This is a genomic window from Vibrio rotiferianus (assembly GCF_002214395.1).
Classification (GTDB): domain Bacteria; phylum Pseudomonadota; class Gammaproteobacteria; order Enterobacterales; family Vibrionaceae; genus Vibrio; species Vibrio rotiferianus.
Window position 1 is genome coordinate 18,694 of sequence record NZ_CP018312.1, and the last position, 18,459, is coordinate 37,152.

At 48.0% G+C, this 18,459-nt stretch carries 13 protein-coding genes; 2 read left to right on the forward strand and 11 right to left on the reverse strand.

Going from position 1 to position 18,459, the window contains the following annotated elements:
* Positions 1-10: 10 nt before the first annotated feature.
* Positions 11-1,837, reverse strand: coding sequence for a DUF294 nucleotidyltransferase-like domain-containing protein (locus BSZ04_RS09070; protein ID WP_088880261.1), 1,827 nt, complete (start codon positions 1,835-1,837; stop codon positions 11-13).
* 239 nt (positions 1,838-2,076) lie between these two features.
* Here BSZ04_RS09070 and BSZ04_RS09075 point away from each other — a divergent pair, with 239 nt between their 5' ends.
* On the forward strand, positions 2,077-3,267 hold the full coding sequence (locus BSZ04_RS09075) for a 3-phenylpropionate MFS transporter (RefSeq protein WP_010444143.1): 1,191 nt from the start codon (positions 2,077-2,079) through the stop codon (positions 3,265-3,267).
* Positions 3,268-3,418: 151 nt separating this feature from the next.
* A complete protein-coding gene (locus BSZ04_RS09080) occupies positions 3,419-6,850 on the forward strand; it encodes a hybrid sensor histidine kinase/response regulator (RefSeq protein WP_088880262.1) in 3,432 nt (1,143 codons plus the stop codon).
* A 56-nt stretch (positions 6,851-6,906) separates the two neighbouring features.
* Here BSZ04_RS09080 and BSZ04_RS09085 read toward each other — a convergent pair whose 3' ends face one another.
* From BSZ04_RS09085 to aspA, 10 genes are all read right to left on the reverse strand, one after another.
* Positions 6,907-8,292, reverse strand: a complete 1,386-nt coding sequence (locus BSZ04_RS09085) for a class II fumarate hydratase (RefSeq protein WP_088880263.1) — start codon at positions 8,290-8,292, stop codon at positions 6,907-6,909.
* A gap of 16 nt (positions 8,293-8,308) precedes the next feature.
* On the reverse strand, positions 8,309-8,689 hold the full coding sequence (locus BSZ04_RS09090) for a hypothetical protein (RefSeq protein ID WP_088880264.1): 381 nt from the start codon (positions 8,687-8,689) through the stop codon (positions 8,309-8,311).
* A gap of 215 nt (positions 8,690-8,904) precedes the next feature.
* Entirely contained in the window at positions 8,905-9,390 is a 486-nt protein-coding gene (locus BSZ04_RS09095) for a hypothetical protein (RefSeq protein WP_010444139.1), read from the reverse strand.
* A 258-nt stretch (positions 9,391-9,648) separates the two neighbouring features.
* On the reverse strand, positions 9,649-11,376 hold the full coding sequence (locus BSZ04_RS09100) for a sodium:solute symporter family protein (RefSeq protein ID WP_010444138.1): 1,728 nt from the start codon (positions 11,374-11,376) through the stop codon (positions 9,649-9,651).
* 12 nt (positions 11,377-11,388) lie between these two features.
* The gene (locus BSZ04_RS09105; RefSeq protein WP_005448273.1) at positions 11,389-11,652 is read right to left on the reverse strand and encodes a DUF4212 domain-containing protein; all 264 of its coding nucleotides are present in this window, start codon (positions 11,650-11,652) and stop codon (positions 11,389-11,391) included.
* A gap of 200 nt (positions 11,653-11,852) precedes the next feature.
* Complete coding sequence (locus BSZ04_RS09110) at positions 11,853-12,479, reverse strand: MarC family protein (RefSeq protein ID WP_005428797.1); 627 nt, start codon at positions 12,477-12,479, stop codon at positions 11,853-11,855.
* Between the two features lie 128 nt (positions 12,480-12,607).
* Positions 12,608-13,243 (reverse strand): response regulator, encoded by a 636-nt coding sequence (locus BSZ04_RS09115; RefSeq protein WP_010444135.1) that lies wholly within the window; start codon positions 13,241-13,243, stop codon positions 12,608-12,610.
* A 195-nt stretch (positions 13,244-13,438) separates the two neighbouring features.
* The gene (locus tag BSZ04_RS09120) at positions 13,439-15,259 is read right to left on the reverse strand and encodes a protein-disulfide reductase DsbD (RefSeq protein ID WP_088880265.1); all 1,821 of its coding nucleotides are present in this window, start codon (positions 15,257-15,259) and stop codon (positions 13,439-13,441) included.
* A 161-nt stretch (positions 15,260-15,420) separates the two neighbouring features.
* On the reverse strand, positions 15,421-16,728 hold the full coding sequence (locus BSZ04_RS09125; protein WP_038884119.1) for an anaerobic C4-dicarboxylate transporter: 1,308 nt from the start codon (positions 16,726-16,728) through the stop codon (positions 15,421-15,423).
* A gap of 177 nt (positions 16,729-16,905) precedes the next feature.
* Positions 16,906-18,357, reverse strand: a complete 1,452-nt coding sequence (gene aspA / locus BSZ04_RS09130; RefSeq protein WP_005428778.1) for an aspartate ammonia-lyase — start codon at positions 18,355-18,357, stop codon at positions 16,906-16,908.
* Between the last annotated feature and the right edge of the window lie 102 nt (positions 18,358-18,459).

Genomic DNA, 18,459 nt, shown 5'->3' on the forward strand with positions numbered 1-18,459 from the left:
CTAAAAGACTCTAATCACGGATTTGATAATGGAAGCCTAAGAACTGCTTAAACTTCTTCACTACGTGTAAGCTGTGGCGCAGCAGGTCTCGTTCTGTCCTGTCTAACTGTTTGATATCGATATTGTTCAGTGCTTCCTGCTTACTCAATTGCTGGTTCAAACGGATCTTGAAGAACAGCTTCAGCGCTTCGTTGAGGTTGTCTGCGGTTTCTGGCTCTAAGATGCGTTTGTTTCTCAGTGCTTCGATACGCTCGAAGGTGTTCTTCTCTTCAATCGCGTATTCCAATGCCAAAGTGCGAATGCCATGCACGATTGGAAAGATGCCGCCGCGCTTTATATCCAGCCCATCTTTAGCACTTTTTACGTTACCAAACAGAGTAAGAGGCACGGAAAATTGCAGAGCAGGGCGAGTGAAATCGGACAGAATCAACATGCGATCTTCCATGCTGTCTCTCAGGTGCTCGGCGATAGGCGTGAGCAGCTCTCGATTGCCTGCGACCGCATGAGCGTCGCTGAAGATGGCTAAATCCATGATTTGTTCAGGCTGCGCTTTAGCAATCCAACCATCGATAGTTTTGATCCACTCTTGCTGCGTTCGAACCCACTTCGGATTGTTAACCATGACTTTGCCAGGGCAGAGTGGGTAGCCCAGTTGCTGCAAGGTGTGGGTGAGGGTTTGCATCACTTCGGAGCAATGTTCCCATTCCAACCCATCTTGGATGATCAGCGCATTGTCTTGATCGGTTTTGAGGATTTGTTCTCCACGACCTTCCGAGCCAAGCACAATCAAACAGCAGTGATCGTGCAGTGCTGGTGGCACCACAAGCTCAAACGCTTTTTCGATGATTTGTTCGTTTACGGCGGATATCAGCTCCATGATGAAGCGAGTGCGGATGCCATTGGTCAGCAAGCTATCCACCAACTGACGCTGTCGATTGGAAGCAAGGGCTAACTCTTCCACGCTACTGGCTCGTGCAATACTGAGTGTCAGTACGTGTGAGTGAGTGGAAAACGCACTGAGGATTTGCGTCATATCCAACATACCGACCGCTTGATTGCCTTCGCACACCATTAGATGTTTCATGCGATTGCGTGTCATGGTGATCATGGCGTTAAACAAGAAGTCACCATCATCCACGTGATAAACAGGGAAGGTAGCAATCTCACTCACTGGCGTATCGAGTGGGTGGCCGTCAAGCATCACGGCATGAAGCATATTGGTTCGAGTCACTATCGCGTAGGGATGCGCCGATGGATATTGCTCTAAGCGCGGGTCTTCTTGGCTAAGCTGAACCAAAGCAGCATCGATGCCATTGTCCTTGAGTGTTTTGGTGACCTGATTAATTGGCATATCAGGTGCCAATAGCATTGGTGGATGATAGATGCTGCTATCGACTTTAGTCAGAATGAATTCGGCAAGGTTTTGCTGCTGCTGAGCCGCTTCAATGAGGGCTTGGCGTTTCGATAAGTTGTTATCGAAGTAGGCGGCGAACTGTCCGTTCTCGTTATACAGCTCAAGAAACACGTCTTTGGGCAGCAAGTACGACAGGGTATCTTCCAGTGCAACATACTGATGGCGGACGCTTCCTTCGAACAACGAACGCACATCAAACATGTCGTCGTTAGCGTAGTGAGCAAACACTTCGTCTTGATCTTTTGAGCGCTCTTCTACCGCGCCTTTAATCAGTACGTGCAGATGAGGGTTGTCTTGCCCACAAGCTAAGATGACATCTCGCGTTCGGTAATACGCCACATCTAGAGATGAGCGCAGTCGATTTTGCTGTGCGTCGGTCAGGCGGTCGAACGGTGGAGATTGCATATTAAATTTGTCAGGCATGAGAGCACCTAAATTTGGTGGGAACACATTCTAAGTCTGACAAATTTCCCTGCCGAAGCCAGACGACTTTGGTCTAAATCGTCACAATCTAATTTTGCATTTCGAGAGCCTGTGCCATAGAGGAAACGGTAAGTTGCCGATTCTTCCCTTTTTCTATTACGCATTGCGATCCATAATTCCGCGTCCCAAACGTTTACGTGGTGGAAGTCTTTAGTTTTGTCGTTTTTAGGATATCTGTGATGTTGAAACCCTCTCCGTATGGCTGGATTTCCCAGTACTTTCTCGGATTCTTTTTTGCGTATGGCGTGTATCTGCCATTTTGGTCATTGTGGTTTAAAGAGCAGGGCGTTTCTCCGACAGACATCGGCCTGTTAGTCGGGCTGGGTTTAGCGACACGTTGTGTGGCGAATATGGTCATTACGCCACGTTTGCATAAGGTTGAACACATCATGCCAGCGCTACGCTGGTTAAGTTTTGCTGCCCTTATTTTTGTTGGCTTCCACTTTTTCACCGGCGGCAACTTCTGGTTAATGGCACTCGCCACTGTCTTGTTTAACTTGTGTTGTGGTCCTGTGGTGCCTTTATCTGATGCCATGGCTAACTACTATGCGCGTTTGAAGATGCTCGATTACGGTCGTACCCGCTTGTGGGGCTCTATTGCTTTTATTGCTGGCTCAACGGTGGTTGGATATTTAGTGGCAGAATTTGGCTCTGATATGATTCTCTATACGGCAATGGCCGGGGTATTCATCTCGCTATTGTTTGTTATGCGTAATACCAACCCAATGCCGGTGACCCGCGGTGACCAGCATGCTGAACGTCCAAAGCTATCAGCACTACTTACTGATAAACCTGTGGTCAAGTTTCTTGTGCTGGTGGCGTTAATACAAGGTAGTCATGCGGCGTACTATGGTTTTAGTGCCATTCACTGGAAAGCTGCAGGTCATTCTGAAGATGTGATTGGTTACTTGTGGAGCTTAGGTGTGGCAGCTGAAGTTGCCGTGTTTGCTCTGAGTAAGCGTCTATTCGCTGGCTGGTCTTTGCGCACTCTGTTTGTGATTGCTGCCGGTGGTGTGATGCTGCGTTGGGGCATGACAGCCACGACGACTTCTATATTCGCATTAGTGGTCGTGCAAATGCTTCACGGCGTGACGTTTGCGATGGCACACATTGCCGCAATTCAATACATCCAGAACTCAGCAGAGAACAAGATGGTGGCATTGCAGGCGTTGTACAATGCGATTCCACTTGGTGCGTTTATCGCACTAATGACGGTGATCAGTGGCTGGGGTTACGAGCACTGGGGGGCGAGTATCTTCTGGTTGATGGCTGCGATGGGTTTTGTTGCGTTGTTCATCAAAGTTGAGCCTCAAAATGATGAAAGTAATGTGGTCGACCTATCAGCCAATGCACCTGAAGCACAGAATTAAGCTTCTGTGACAGAGATTAAAAACTAACCTTTGTCTCTGTTGTGAAAGCAGTGTTAAATGAAACCTCTCCCTTATGGAGAGGTTTTTTTATTCTCTTGCTTTAAAAACGGCAAGAAAGGCAGAAAGGCAGAAAGGCAAGAAAGGATATCGAATGCAAGGATGGCTAGTGATTCCCGTTTCTTTGGCGTATTTGGGAATCCTGTTTTTAATCGCTTGGTATGGTGACAAACAAAAGAGATGGTTAGCACGTTGGCGACCATGGATCTACAGTTTGTCGATTGCGGTCTACTGTACGTCGTGGACCTTCTACGGCACGGTTGGACAGGCGAGCAATAATCCTTGGTCCTTCTTACCCATCTACATTGCGCCGATAATCGTGTTTACCATCGGCTGGCGCGTTCTCGCTCGGCTTATACTGATCGCCAAGCGTGAGCACATCACCTCAATCGCTGACTTCATTGCTGCCCGCTATGGTAAATCGCAAGGTTTGGCGGTGGCTGTTACCTTAATTGCCGTGGCGGGTATTCTGCCGTATATCGCTTTGCAGCTGCGTGGCATCACTATGGGATTAGAAATCATTGCGCCAGATTTGGCTTCTGATCTCAGTTATCAAAACTACAGTGTGTCTTGGTTTGTGGTGGGGGCTATGGCGATCTTCACCATGCTGTTTGGTACGCGCCATATCGATAACACCGAACACCACCGTGGCATGATGATGGCGATTGCGTTTGAATCGGTGCTCAAGCTGGTGGCGTTCTTGGTGGTGGGCGTGTTTATTGTTTGGCTCGCGATGGATACTGAGAGCTTCCATCTCGCTGATATCGCCACTGAAACCTATGAGTCGCCAAATATTCCGACTTTGTTGATTCATACCATTCTGACCATGTTGGCGATTGTCTGTTTGCCACGTCAGTTTCATACCATGGTGGTTGAGAATGAACGCGCGCAAGACCTACATGTCGCCCGTTGGCTATTCCCACTGTATCTGATTCTTATGGGCATCTTTGTTTTGCCGATCGCGTGGGTAGGACAAAGCCTGTTGAGTGGCAGTCCTGCTGATACCTACGTGATAAGTGTGCCGATGGCGGTGGGTGCAAATGACATTGCGTTGCTGGCATTCTTGGGTGGTACTTCGGCGGCAAGTGGTATGGTTATCGTCTCGACCATTGCCTTAGCAATCATGGTATCGAACGACTTGGTGATGCCGCTGATTCTGCGCCGGATGAAGTTATCAAAACGCAATCATCACCACTTTTCTACGTTGTTGTTACGTATACGTCGTGGGCTTATTCTGCTTCTTTTGATTGGCGCATGGGGCTTTTATCAGGCTTTAGATAGTATTCACTCACTCTCCGCAATAGGGTTTCTCTCGTTTGCAGCGATTACCCAGTTTGCTCCATCTTTGATTGGCGGCATGTACTGGCGTCAGGGCAACAAAAAGGGCGTGTATGTTGGTTTGCTGGTGGGTTTCACCATTTGGTTGATTACTTTAATGAGCCAAACCGACATGCTAGCGGGCGATGCAACCAATAACTTACTAATTTGGCTTATCACACCACCTGATTTATTGGCAGGCTTTGGCATTGCCGTTTCTGATTGGGGCATGATCCTCAGCGTGGTGGCGAATACCGCATGTTTTGTCGCCGTATCGCTAGCCACGCGGCCAAGCATAAGTGAACGCTTACAATCGGCATCATTCGTTGGCACACCTTTGCCTGAGAGTGAAAATATCAGCTTGTACCAAAGCCGCGTCACGGTTAGTGAGCTAGAGATGCTAGCCTCTCGATTTGTCGGACGCACGCGAGTGAAATCTGCCTTCCAAACCTATTGGAGTCAGCAACGAGAAGAGCTACTACCTAACCAACAAGCCCCCTCTACCTTGATTCGACACACCGAGCGTGTTCTCGCGGGTGTGTTTGGTGCTTCCTCTGCTAAGTTAGTACTTACTTCTGCTTTGCAGGGCAGAAACATGCAACTTGAGGAGGTGGCGACTATTGTTGATGAAGCCTCTGAGCTGTACGATTTTAGCCGTGGTTTACTGCAAGGGGCGATTGAACATATTGGGCAAGGTATCGCGGTTGTCGACAAACAATTGAGGTTGGTGGCGTGGAACCAGCGTTACCTTGAGTTGTTTGTCTTCCCGCCAGGGTTGATTCAGGTCGGGCGTCCGATTGCTGAAGTCATTCGTCATAATGCTGAGCAGGGGTTGTGTGGTCCGGGTGACCCCGAAGATCACGTTCGTCGCCGTGTTTATCACCTTGAACAAGGCACACGACATACCTCTTCCCGTGTACGCCCTGACGGCCGCGTGATTGAAGTGCAAGGTAACCCGATGCCCGGTGGTGGCTTCGTAATGAGTTTTACCGACATCACCGTGTTCCGCGACGCTGAGCAAGCTCTGAAAGATGCCAATGAGACACTAGAAGAACGCGTTCGTGCTCGTACTCGTGAGTTGGAACAATTGAATAAACAGCTGGTGGCTGCGACGCAGCGCTCTGAGCATGAGTCACAGTCTAAGTCGCGCTTCTTAGCTGCGGTGAGCCATGACTTGATGCAGCCGTTGAACGCTGCGCGGCTGTTTGCTTCTTCGTTGTCGGAAGTTGCTAAAGACAGTGAAACCCAAAAGCTGTCGACCCACATTGAGAGTGCGTTAGGGGCGGCGGAAGATTTGATTGGTGACTTGCTGGATATTTCACGTTTGGAATCGGGCAAGCTGGACGTCAATGTGCATGGCTTTGCGGTCAATGATGTATTAGCTAACTTGAATGCGGAATTCAGCGCGTTGGCGAAACAACAAGGCATTGAGTTCACGATGATCCCATCGTCTTTGATGGTGAAATCCGATCCGAAATTGCTACGCCGTGTTGTGCAGAACTTCCTTACCAATGCGTTCCGTTATAGCCCGAATGGCAAAGTGGCGCTTGGGGTGCGTCGCGTACAAGGCCGAGTGCGTATCGATGTGTGGGATAACGGTATGGGCATCGAAGAAGAGAAGCAACAGGAGATCTTCGAAGAATTTAATCGCGGTACTCAAGTCCGTTCAGACCAAGGTTTGGGGCTAGGCTTAGCCATTTCGAAAGGTATCGCTCAAGTGCTGGGGCATGAAATATCCATGCGTTCTTGGTTCGGTAAAGGCAGTGTGTTCTCGATTACCTTAGATAAAGCAGAGAAGGTACATATTCCGGCGGTCAAAGCGGTGAAGAGTGCACAATCTGACTTAAGCCATATTCGTGTCCTATGTGTTGATAACGAGCCGGATATTCTGGTCGGGATGGAAAACTTACTCTCGCGCTGGGGCTGCGACATTCGCATTGCGACTGATATTGTCGAGAGTCTTAAAACATTGGAAGACGACTGGCTGCCTGATGTGATTTTCTCCGATTACCGTTTGGATAATGGACGAACGGGGTTGGAAGTGTTGCAGCAATGTCGTTTGCGTCTTGGTGACCGCTTTGAAGGGGTGATCATCAGTGCCGACCGAACCGATGACATGATGGAAGGAATTAAAGCCAACGGGTTCAGTTTTATTGCCAAACCAGTTAAGCCTTTGAAACTGCGCTTGGTACTTAACCGAGTCGCCTAGGAAAAAAGACCTCCGCTTGGAGGTCTTTTGCTTTAAAGGGGTGATCGGCCTGTGGCTTATTCTGCCACCCCGCCTTGAGTCAGTTTGGCTGGATTGAGCAGTCTTTCTAATGTTGCACGATCCAAGTCCGTTTCTTCTTCCGCGACATCAATGATAGCGCGACCTTGTTTGTAGGCTTTCTTCGCCACTTCGGCTGCTTTTAGGTAGCCAATTACAGGGTTAAGTGCGGTGACCAGAATCGGGTTCTTCGCCAATGCAACATCAAGGTTGTCTTGGCGCACTTCAAACGTTGCGATGGCTTTATCTGCCAAAGCTACGGCGCTGTTCGACAGCAGTTCAATGCTTTCTAGTACATTGTGCGCAATTACTGGCAGCATCACGTTTAGCTGGAAGTTACCCGATTGACCTGCAACGGTAATGGTCGTGTCGTTACCAATCACTTGGGCAGACGCCATGGCCGCTGCTTCTGGAATCACTGGGTTCACTTTGCCTGGCATGATAGAAGAGCCCGGTTGCAAACCTTGCAGTTCGATTTCTCCCAAGCCTGCGAGTGGACCTGAGTTCATCCAGCGAAGATCGTTTGCGATCTTCATGATCGCAACTGCTGCTGCTTTGAGCTGTCCCGATAGGGCGACGATCGCATCCTGACTGCTGAGATTGAAGAAGAAGTTTTTGCTGGAAGCAAACTCGATGCGCGTTGATTGCGCTAAGTTATCAGCAAAAAGATCGGCGAAGCGCGGATCGGCGTTGATCCCTGTGCCCACCGCTGTTCCGCCTTGGGCTAACGCTTTCACTGCTGGCAGTGTTTGTTCGATGGCTTGTTTGGCGTGTTCGATTTGGAACTGCCAGCCGCCAAGCTCTTGGGCAAAGGTAATTGGCATCGCATCCATGAGGTGCGTACGGCCTGTTTTCACCACATCTTTCAGTGCTTGTTGCTTGGTTTCTAGAGTTTCACCTAAGTGAGACAGTGCTGGCAGAAGCTGCTTTTCAATCGCAATCGCAGAGCTGACTTGAATCGCAGTAGGCACTACGTCGTTACTGCTTTGACCCATGTTGACGTGATCATTTGGATTGACCGTTCCACCTAGGTGTTCAGAGGCCAATGTTGCAATCACTTCGTTGGCATTCATGTTTGAGCTGGTGCCCGAGCCGGTTTGGAATACATCGATAGGGAATTGGTCTAGGTGTTTACCATCAATGATTGCTTGCGCAGCATCGGCGATGGCATTGGCAATATCACCTTCTAGCAAGCCAAGTTGAGCATTGGTGAGCGCAGCGGTTTGTTTAATGTGGGCGAGTGCTTGGATAAAGCCAGTCGGCATGGTGTGTTTGCTAAAAGCAAAGTTATCGACAGCGCGTTGAGTTTGGGCTTGATACAAAGCGTTGGCTGGGACTTTGACTTCGCCCATGCTGTCTGCTTCGATACGGAATTCCGTGGTCATGGTAGGTTCCTTTTGTTTAATCGAGTGGCGTCTGTATCAGACGTAATTGTTGTTGTAATAAGAGAAATTTCACATCGCCATCCTCAAATTGGTAGTAGTAACGTTTGAGACAAAGTAGCGGAGTGTGAATGGAATCGAGGCAAACTCGGCGGAAGATGCGGCTGCGCGCAGGGTCTTGAATGGCATCAAGTAGATGGAAGTAAACCTGACGCAAATACAGTTCGCACAGCAACAGGTTTTCGTGCTCTGCATCGTGATCGTAGATGGACGACAGCACCATGCCCCAATGGATGTAATCATGAATCACATCAGGTTCGAAGCCGCTTGGCGCATACACATGAAGGAATCGGTCTTGCGCTTTAAAAAAGGCGTTGTAGATGGCTTGGCTGCTGTCCATAGATACCTCGATAATCAAGATAGTGATAATTATTATCAATTAATTGTCGGTTAGCAACCACAGCTTTTTTGAGGAAATAACACAACAAAAAAAGCCGATACTCGGACTCAGTATCGGCTGAAGTGGGTGAGCTCAATCCCTACAATTAAGCTCGGTATTCTTTCGCGAGATAATGTCGGCTCAAATGCGTCTTCAAGCCTTATGGAGCAGGTAAGTTATTTGTCCGTAAACAAAGTCTCGTATTTCACAAATGCTGTTTGCGTTTCACCGTAGTAGAGTGTGCCTTCAGATTGAATCGCAACACGTAACCAGCTGTCTGCTGATGCAGGCTTAGGCAAAGTGATACTCCAGTTCTGCCCTGCTTGATCGGTTTGTGTCATGTCGATTGGCTGTGCGTTTTGCTCTTGGCTATCCACCACTGACAGCTTCACCCCTTCCAGTGGATAAGCCGCATGCAAAGACAGCTCTAAGCTATCTTGAGTCAGCTTTTCTGAGCGGAACTTCACTTTAAAGTCGCCGTTCTCCATATCACACAAGCCACTGGTATAACGGCAATTCGACTTGCTGATCAGCTTGTAGCTTTCCCCTTCTTTAGCTGCATGAGGCTTTTCACTCAGAGCCATGTCAGTACCGAAATAAGCGATCAAAGACAGAATTGGGGCGATCAACAGAGCGATAATAAAGTGCTTGTTTTTGAACATAAAATACTAATCCCATCAATTATCTGTTCATTTTTACTGGCTAAAATCGCTAATAACTTCGTTAAAGATTTTGAAGTTAGAGCAACTAGCTTCAAAATCTTTGCCTTGTTCTAAGCGATTTTTTCCGCGTAACCCCTGAACATATAATCAATGGCATTGGTATGCTTCCTTGCTACGGTTCAGGGAATCTCTAATTATTAGAATAAGTTAAGTGAATAAAAAAGCCCCAAGCGGGGCTTTTGTGGTTTGGGTTATGTTTTAGTGGTCTACCGCACCGCCAGCGCCTGCTGGTACACGTACGTGCTCGACGAGGTCTTTTACTTCTTGTGGTGTTTCTGCTGTTACTCTTGATACACCGAATGCCACAACAAAGTTAAATACCGCACCAATTGCACCAAATGCGTTTGGCTCGATGCCTAGGAACCAGTTCTGCCCCCAGCTTTGTAGGTAAGTCCAATCAGACACAAATAGGATGCCTTTGTGTTGGAACACGTAGAATAGCGTGATACTGATACCAGCAATCATACCTGCGATTGCGCCTTCTTTGTTGATGCTCTTACTGAAGATACCCATCATCAACGCAGGGAAGATGGAAGATGCCGCCAGACCGAAGGCGAGAGCTACCGTGCCGGCTGCAAATCCTGGTGGATTCAAGCCTAAGTAACCGGCGACTGCGATGGCGACCGCCATGGAGATTCGACTCGCGAGTAGCTCTTTCTTCTCGGATATGTTCGGATTTATCACACCTTTGATTAAGTCATGGGATATCGCGGACGAGATAGCCAGTAGTAGACCCGCAGCCGTCGATAGCGCTGCCGCTAGACCACCTGCTGCGACAAGTGCGATAACCCAGTTAGGTAGCTTAGCAATCTCTGGGTTTGCCAATACCATGATGTCACGGTCAACTTTCAGCTCGTTGGTTGCTGGGTTTGATGTGTACTCAATCAGACCGTCGCCATTCTTGTCATCAAAGCCTAGTAGACCTGTTTTCTCCCAGTTCTTGAACCAGTCAGGGCGCTCATCATAAGCAAGGTGCTGACCTGGTGCTGGGTTAACGGTATCCATTAGGTTTAAACGCGCCATTGCAGATACGGCAGGTGCTGTTGTGTAAAGGATAGCGATGAAAACTAGCGCCCAACCTGCTGATGTACGAGCATCACGAACCTTAGGCACGGTAAAGAAGCGAATGATTACGTGTGGTAGACCCGCAGTACCGATCATCAGTGACATGGTGTACACGAACATGTTTAGTGTGTCGCCACGAACTTGGGTGGTGTATTCACTAAAGCCGAGCTCGGTGACCACTTGGTCGAGCCTATCGAGCAGATAGACATCGGTGCCTTGGATAGTACTACCCAGACCGATCTGTGGTAGTGGGTGACCTGTTAGTTGCAGAGAGATAAAAATTGCAGGAATAGTGTAAGCTAAAATGAGTACGCAATATTGAGCAATCTGCGTGTAGGTAATGCCTTTCATGCCGCCCATAACCGCGTACATGAATACGATACACATACCGATCAGTAGACCCGTTGAGTAATCCACTTCTAGGAAGCGACCAAACGCCACGCCCACGCCTTTCATCTGACCGATAACGTAAGTCACCGATGCGATGATAAGACACACAACCGCTACGATACGCGCTGCATTAGAGTAGAAGCGCTCGCCCACGAACTCCGGCACGGTAAACTTACCGAACTTACGTAGGTAAGGAGCAAGCAGAAGAGCAAGCAGTACGTAACCGCCTGTCCAGCCCATCAGGAATACAGAGCCGCCGTAACCCATGAAGGCAATCAAGCCTGCCATTGAGATGAACGATGCCGCTGACATCCAGTCTGCAGCGGTTGCCATGCCGTTAGCGATAGGGTTTACACCGCCGCCTGCTACATAGAATTCTTTGGTTGAGCCCGCACGCGCCCAAATCGCAATACCGATGTAGAGGACGAACGTTGCGCCAACCACTAGATAGGTAATAGTTTTCAAATCCATCTGAGTTACTCCTTACTCATCTACGCCGAATTCACGGTCGATTTGGCGCATTTTCCACGCGTAGTAGAAAATAATACCTAGGAAGGCATAGATGGAGCCTTGTTGAGCAAACCAGAATCCTAGTTTGTATCCACCTAATTGAAATTGATTAAGTACGTCGACAAATAAAATGCCGCAGCCGAAAGACACTACGAACCAGATGACCATTAGGGTAATCATGAGTTTCACGTTCTTGTCCCAGTAGGCTTTGGCTCTTTCTTCGCTTTCAAATGCCATTGCCGTCTCCTTACGATTGGTATTGTTGTTAAAAAAATGTTTCAACATGTACATTAGCAAGGTGTTGGCAAGAACTCTTTTCAACTTTAGTCGGGACGCCAAAAAGCAAAAACGCCCGTTTTTAGGGCGTTTGAGAGGAAGCAGGAATAAAAATGTGATGTTAATTTGATGTTAAATTAGCCAAAGGTCTAAGAGTTTTATCAATTAACATAAAAATCTTTTATACCAAGTAGCAAATTATTCAATGCAACGGCAGCAAGGATAAGGCCCATCACGCGGCTGATGATGGCAGCACCCACGTTTCCAATCACTTTTTGAATTGTGTTTGCACCCAGCAACAAGAAGAGGGTGACCAGCAACACCGCCATCATGACACCAGCAGTCATCGCCTGATCAACAAAAGAGTAACGGTTGTTGTCGGTGAGCATCACGATAGCCATCATGGCACCTGGTGACGCAATCGAGGGAATAGCGAGAGGGTAAACGGCTAAGTCAGCAAGATCGGAGTGGCTGACTTCTTCACCCAATTTTTGTTCTTGTTCTGGCTTGCTCTCACCAAAGATCATCGACAATGCAAACAGCAATAGCACTAAACCACCAGCGGCTTGGAAGGCAGGTAATGGGATTTGCATCGCTTCCAGCAATAACTGACCGGCAATAAGAAAAAACAGTAACACACCCATCGAAATAGCAATGGCTTTTAACGCGACGAGGCGACGCTGTTTTGCCGTGAGGTGTTGAGTTTGTGATAGATAAACGGGTACTGAACCAATCGGGTCGATGACGGCCCAGAGAACGACGAATTGAGTGACGAGAATACTTAGCAAAGTATGACCTCCCAGAGTTAGCGGTTTAACAGAGGGATGAAAAGGCTACATAATGCAGCCTGTTTATTTTAACGTCTGTTGTTCTTTTTGCGTCATATAAATGTGAATTAGATATATTTACTAACACATTACTGCTCGGGTTCCATTTGCTGCAGTAGGATGACGGCTTGAGTGCGGTTCTTCACGCCCAGCTTGCGGAAAATTGCGGTCATGTGCGCTTTGATGGTGGCCTCTGAGACATTGAGCTCGTAAGCGATTTGTTTGTTGAGTAAGCCATCGGAAAGCATGCCCAACACTTTGTATTGCTGAGGGGTAAGAGCGGCAATTTTTTCTGCCAAGTCATTACAAGCTGCGTTATTGGTGATCAAGCCTTCTGGGAAGTATGGGTCGCCATTGAGGACTTGGTTGAGTGCATTGACCAGCTCGCGCATGTCGCTCGATTTTGGAATAAAGCCGAATGCACCATGGCTTTTCACTTGCGTGACCACGCTTGGCTCTTCACTGGCAGAAACGACCACCACCGGAATATCTGGGTACTCGGCTCGAAGGTGAATCAACCCTGACATGCCATTCGCGCCTGGCATCTTTAGGTCCAATAACACCAAATCTGGCTCTTCTTCTTTTTCCAGCAACGCAAGTAGAGCATCTAGCGTATCCGCTTCAAGAAGGTTGGCCCCACTCACTGCCATGTGTACCGATTGGAACAAGGCATTGCGGAATAGGGGGTGATCATCTGCGATGATTATGGTGTAGGTCGAATCCATGACGTTAAACACTTTTGACTATTTCGTTAATGGAATTATTGTCCACCTTTAAGAATGTGGACAATGTTTATCCACTAAAAGTCTGAACCAAATCGACTTTTATTAGAAAAATTGCATATAAACGCAAGTTTCTCGAATTTATTAAGACAATAAAAAACGCCAGTGAAAAATCACTGGCGTTTGAATGATTCACAATCAGAATCGGTTGATGTGCTCTAAGAAAGGTTCGGCTTGCATAAAACCAGTTAAACGAGCGTTTGAAACATGTTCGCCGTTAGCATCCCAGAACTCAATGGTTGGTAAGCCAAGTACATTCATATGTTTAAGCAGCTCGATGTCTTGCACTTGGTTCTTGGTCACGTCCGCCTGCAGTAGAACGAAGTCTTGCAGCTTAGCTTCGACACTTGGGTCATGGAAGGTGTACTTCTCAAACTCTTTACATGCCACACACCAGTCAGCGTAGAAGTCGAGCATCACTGGTTTGCCTGCTTGTTTAGCTTGAGCAAGTGCTGCCTCAAGCTCTGCCACGTTAGTAATGCGAGTAAAGCTCACCGTTGCTTGCTGAGCTTGCGTTGTCGTGTTGTCACCAAACCAGAAGTTCAACGCCGGTTGAGCAGAAGCAAACAGACCTAGTACTGCGATAATGCCTACTGTGCTTTGCTTCCAACCGCCAAACTCTAGGCTGTTTTTGATGTGGTATAGCCAGCCAAAAGCCGCGATACCTAGTGCTGACCATAGTGCGGTTGCCCACACCTCTGGCATGATGCGCTCAAGTAGGAAGATAGGAGCTGCCAGCAGAACAAAGCCGAATAGGGTCTTAACGCGATCCATCCAACCACCTGCTTTCGGTAGCAGTTTATTGCCGAATACAGCAACAAGAATCAGTGGAATACCCATACCCATCGCCAGTGCGTAAAGTGCGATACCACCGGTGAGTAAGTCACCACTTTGTGCCACGTAAAGTAGTGCGCCGGACAGAGGTGCCGTGGTACATGGTGAACACACCAAACCTGAAATCGCGCCCATGGCGAACACGCCTGCGCTGCTACCACCTTGTTGTTTGTTGCTGAGGTTGTTTAACCACGTTTGCACGCCGCTTGGCAATTGCAGGTTATAAACGCCAAACATAGATAGTGCCAGCGCCACGAATAACACACTCAAACCAATCAACACATAAGGGTGTTGCATCGCTGCTTGGAACTGCATGCCCGCAGAGGCCACCACAAGACCGAGTAGGGTGTAAGTCAGCGCCATGCCTTGCACATAAACAAACGACAAGCCTAGTGCGCGGCGTTGGCTCAGTTTGCCACTACCAAGCACGATACTGGTCAGGATTGGGTACATCGGCAGTACACATGGCGTAAATGCTAAGCCCACACCAAGTGCTAAGAACAATAGTGGCGTCCACCAGTTATCTGCTAGGTTGGCTGCAAGGCTATCTTGCTGTGTTATTGGTGCCGATGATGGAGTATCTGCCGTGGATGATTTCGCCGCTGGTGGCGTTACTATTGCTGCTTGTTCTGCTTTTGGTGCTGTCGTCGACGTGGTTGAACCTGAGCTCGATGAAGTAAACGCACTGATAGGAATCACGCGAGTTTCTGGTGGGTAACAGAAGCCTGCTTTGGCACAGCCTTGGTATTGCACCACGACGCGAGCGCCGTCTTGCCAGTTATGCATTGGCACGTTAACAAACAGTGGTTGAGTGTAGATATGCACGTCACCAAAGAACTCATCTTTATGCGGTGTGCCTTCCTCCATTTGTAAGTCGCCTAACGCGACGTTTTCGCCCGCAACTGACAAGCGTTCTTGATACAGGTAGTAGCCATCACGTACCTGCCAATCGAGCATCAGTTTGCCGTCTTGTTGGTAGTAGTTGAACGGGAAAGCCTGATCGACAGGCACAAAAGAATCGTTGCTGCTGCCAAAGGCATTGTTTTGGTCGTTACCAAATAAGGCCATGGATGGCGCAGAAAAAGTAATAAGCCCTAAGAGTAAGACGGAGAGTAATGCACGCATAAAAGGTTCAATTCATCTTAGATAATTGCCGTTAGTGTAACTCAATCAGACCTGCTGGCTAGCCAATAAGTTTCATGGAAGTGAAGATTTGTTAAGCAAAAACGTGAGTCTCAGGCAATAAAAAAGGGAGCCGAAGCTCCCCGAGTAAGACTCTGTTTCTACTAGATCAGTAGACCACCGAATGCGAAGCCAAGTGCTACCGCTGAAGCGATAGTTGCTACACCTGGTACGAAGAACGGGTGGTTGAATACGTACTTACCGATGCGAGTCGAGCCCGTGTCGTCCATCTCAACCGCAGCAAGTAGCGTTGGGTAAGTTGGTAGTACGAATAGCGCACTTACTGCTGCGAAAGACGCAACCGCGGTAAGTGGTGCTACACCGATTGCTAGTGCTGCTGGCATCAGCGCAACAGTCGTTGCACCTTGCGAGTAAAGCAGCATTGAAGCGAAGAATAGAACAAGTGCTAGCATCCATGGGTAGTCAGACAGTAGTGCACCTGCGACTTCCTTGATGCCATCAACGTGCGCGTTAACGAATGTAGAACCTAGCCATGCCACACCAAGAACACACACACACGCTGTCATACCAGAGCGGAATGTTGCCGCTGCTGGGATTTTACTAGCGTCGATTTTACAGCTCATTACGATAGCAGCTGCGGCCGCTAGCATTACTGTCATGATTGCTTCGTTACGACCAAGCGCTGGGTTCTCGATAAGACCGACAGAGCCAGAAATTGCCGCTGCGTAACACACTACGAATGCGATCGCGCCAAGGAAGATGAACGTTGCTTTCTTCGCTGTTGGTAGGATCTCACGTTTAGATTCTGTGCTTAGCTTGATTAGGCCGTTCTCTAGACGATGTTGGTATTCAGGATCGTCTTTTAGTTCACAGCCCATGAAGTTCGCAACAAATGCACCGATCATACAAGCGATGAAGGTTGTTGGGATACATACCGCTAGTAGCGTTAGGTAGTCTACGCCGAACGGGTGAAGCATTGCCGCGAAAGCCACCACTGCCGCTGAGATTGGCGACGCTGTGATAGCGATTTGCGATGCCACTACCGCGATAGACAGTGGACGAGAAGGACGAACGCCTTGACCTTTCGCTACTTCTGCAATTACAGGTAGGGTAGAGAATGCCGTATGACCAGTACCCGCCATCAGTGTCATTAGAAATGTCACGATAGGCGCGTAGAAAGTGATGCGTTCGGGATGCTTACGTAAAAAATCTTCTGCAACCTGTACCATCCAGTCCAAACCACCCGCGACTTGCATTGCTGCGATAGCGGTGATTACAGACATGATGATCAGGATTACGTCGACAGGTATGTAAGCTTGGCTTGTTGGAACGCCCAGGATGAGAGACAACGCAATTACCCCGGCACCACCAGCAAAACCAATGCCGATACCACCAATTCTTGCCCCCAAATAAATGAAGAGCAGAACCACGAATAGTTCGACCATTACCATATTGATACCTCTTTTAGTTTTTTATTGATTCTGATTTTTTGAACACTCAGGAACAGGAGTAAATGTTCAGAGAATCAGAACCTGTTCGGCTTACGGTAATAAAAAGCTTAATAAAAGTGTGGTTAACCGTATAAAAGCCTAAAAAAGGGCCCCGTTTGGGACCCCTTAAACATGCGATTACTCGTAGCGTTTCGCTTTATAAGTCGGATGCATGAAGTTTTCAACTGATAAGATGTCATCTAGCTCTTCAGCAGTTAATAAACCGCGTTCTAGAACCACATCACGTACACTCTTACCTGTTTCTGCACAGATCTTACCAACAATATCGCCCTCGTGGTGACCGATGTATGGGTTTAGGTAAGTTACGATACCGATAGAGTTGTAAACGTAGTTCTCACAAACTTCTTTGTTCACAGTAATACCATCGATACATTTATCACGTAGGTTCACACACGCGTTGTGTAGTAGAGAGATAGACTCAAACACGCTTTGTGCGATAACTGGTTCCATTACGTTAAGTTGTAGCTGACCGCCTTCTGCTGCGAAAGAAACCGTGTTGTCGTTACCTAGAACTTTGAAGCAAACTTGGTTCACTACTTCTGGGATAACTGGGTTTACTTTAGCTGGCATGATTGAAGAGCCTGCTTGCATTTCTGGTAGGTTCAGTTCGTTTAGACCTGCACGTGGACCAGAAGAAAGTAGACGAAGGTCGTTACAGATCTTCGATAGCTTCACTGCTAGGCGTTTTAGCGCACCGTGCGTCATTACGTAAGCACCACAGTCAGAGGTTGCTTCGATTAGGTCTTCTGCGGCAACCACTTCAACACCTGTTACTTCTGCTAGGTGTTTTACTGCTAGCGCTTGGTAACCAGTTGGCGCGTTTAGGCCAGTACCGATTGCAGTAGCACCTAGGTTGATTTCTAGTAGTAGCTTAGATGTGTAGTCTAGGGCACGAATCTCTTCGTTTAACGTAACCGCCCATGCGTGGAACTCTTGACCCACAGTCATAGGAACCGCGTCTTGAAGCTGAGTACGGCCCATCTTCAACACGTCTTTGAATTCTTGTGCTTTAAGCTCGAATGCACCTTTTAGGTATTCGATCGCTTCCATCAACTGATGAACACTGTTGTAAACCGCGATACGGAAACCCGTTGGGTATGCACAGTTCGTTGATTGGCTCTTGTTTACGTGATCGTTCGGGTTGATGAACTCATATTGGCCTTTTTCCTTGCCCATCAGTTCAAGTGCAACGTTCGCGATAACTTCGTTGGTGTTCATGTTCACTGACGTGCCCGCACCGCCTTGGAATACGTCTGAAGGGAACTGATCCATGCACTTACCTGTTTCAAGGATCAAATCACACGCTTCTAGGATGTAGTTAGCAACGTCTTTTGGAATCGCACCTAGCTCTTTGTTTGCTAATGCAGCGGCTTTCTTCGTCATTACCATACCGCGTACAAACTCCGGTACGTCAGAGATGGTAGTGCTTGAAATATTGAAGTTTTCGATAGCGCGAAGAGTGTGGATGCCGTAGTAAGCATCAGCTGGAACATGACGTTGACCTAATAGATCTTCTTCGATACGAGTGGCTTGGTTTGCTGTTTTTGGAGCATCAGATAGAGTAGCCATAACAGGATCCTTAGATGATAATTCTGATAATAAAGTTATTTATTAGCCATTTCTGCAATCTAGAATCCATTCATCAGAATTTTTGGCTGGAAAATCCGTCCT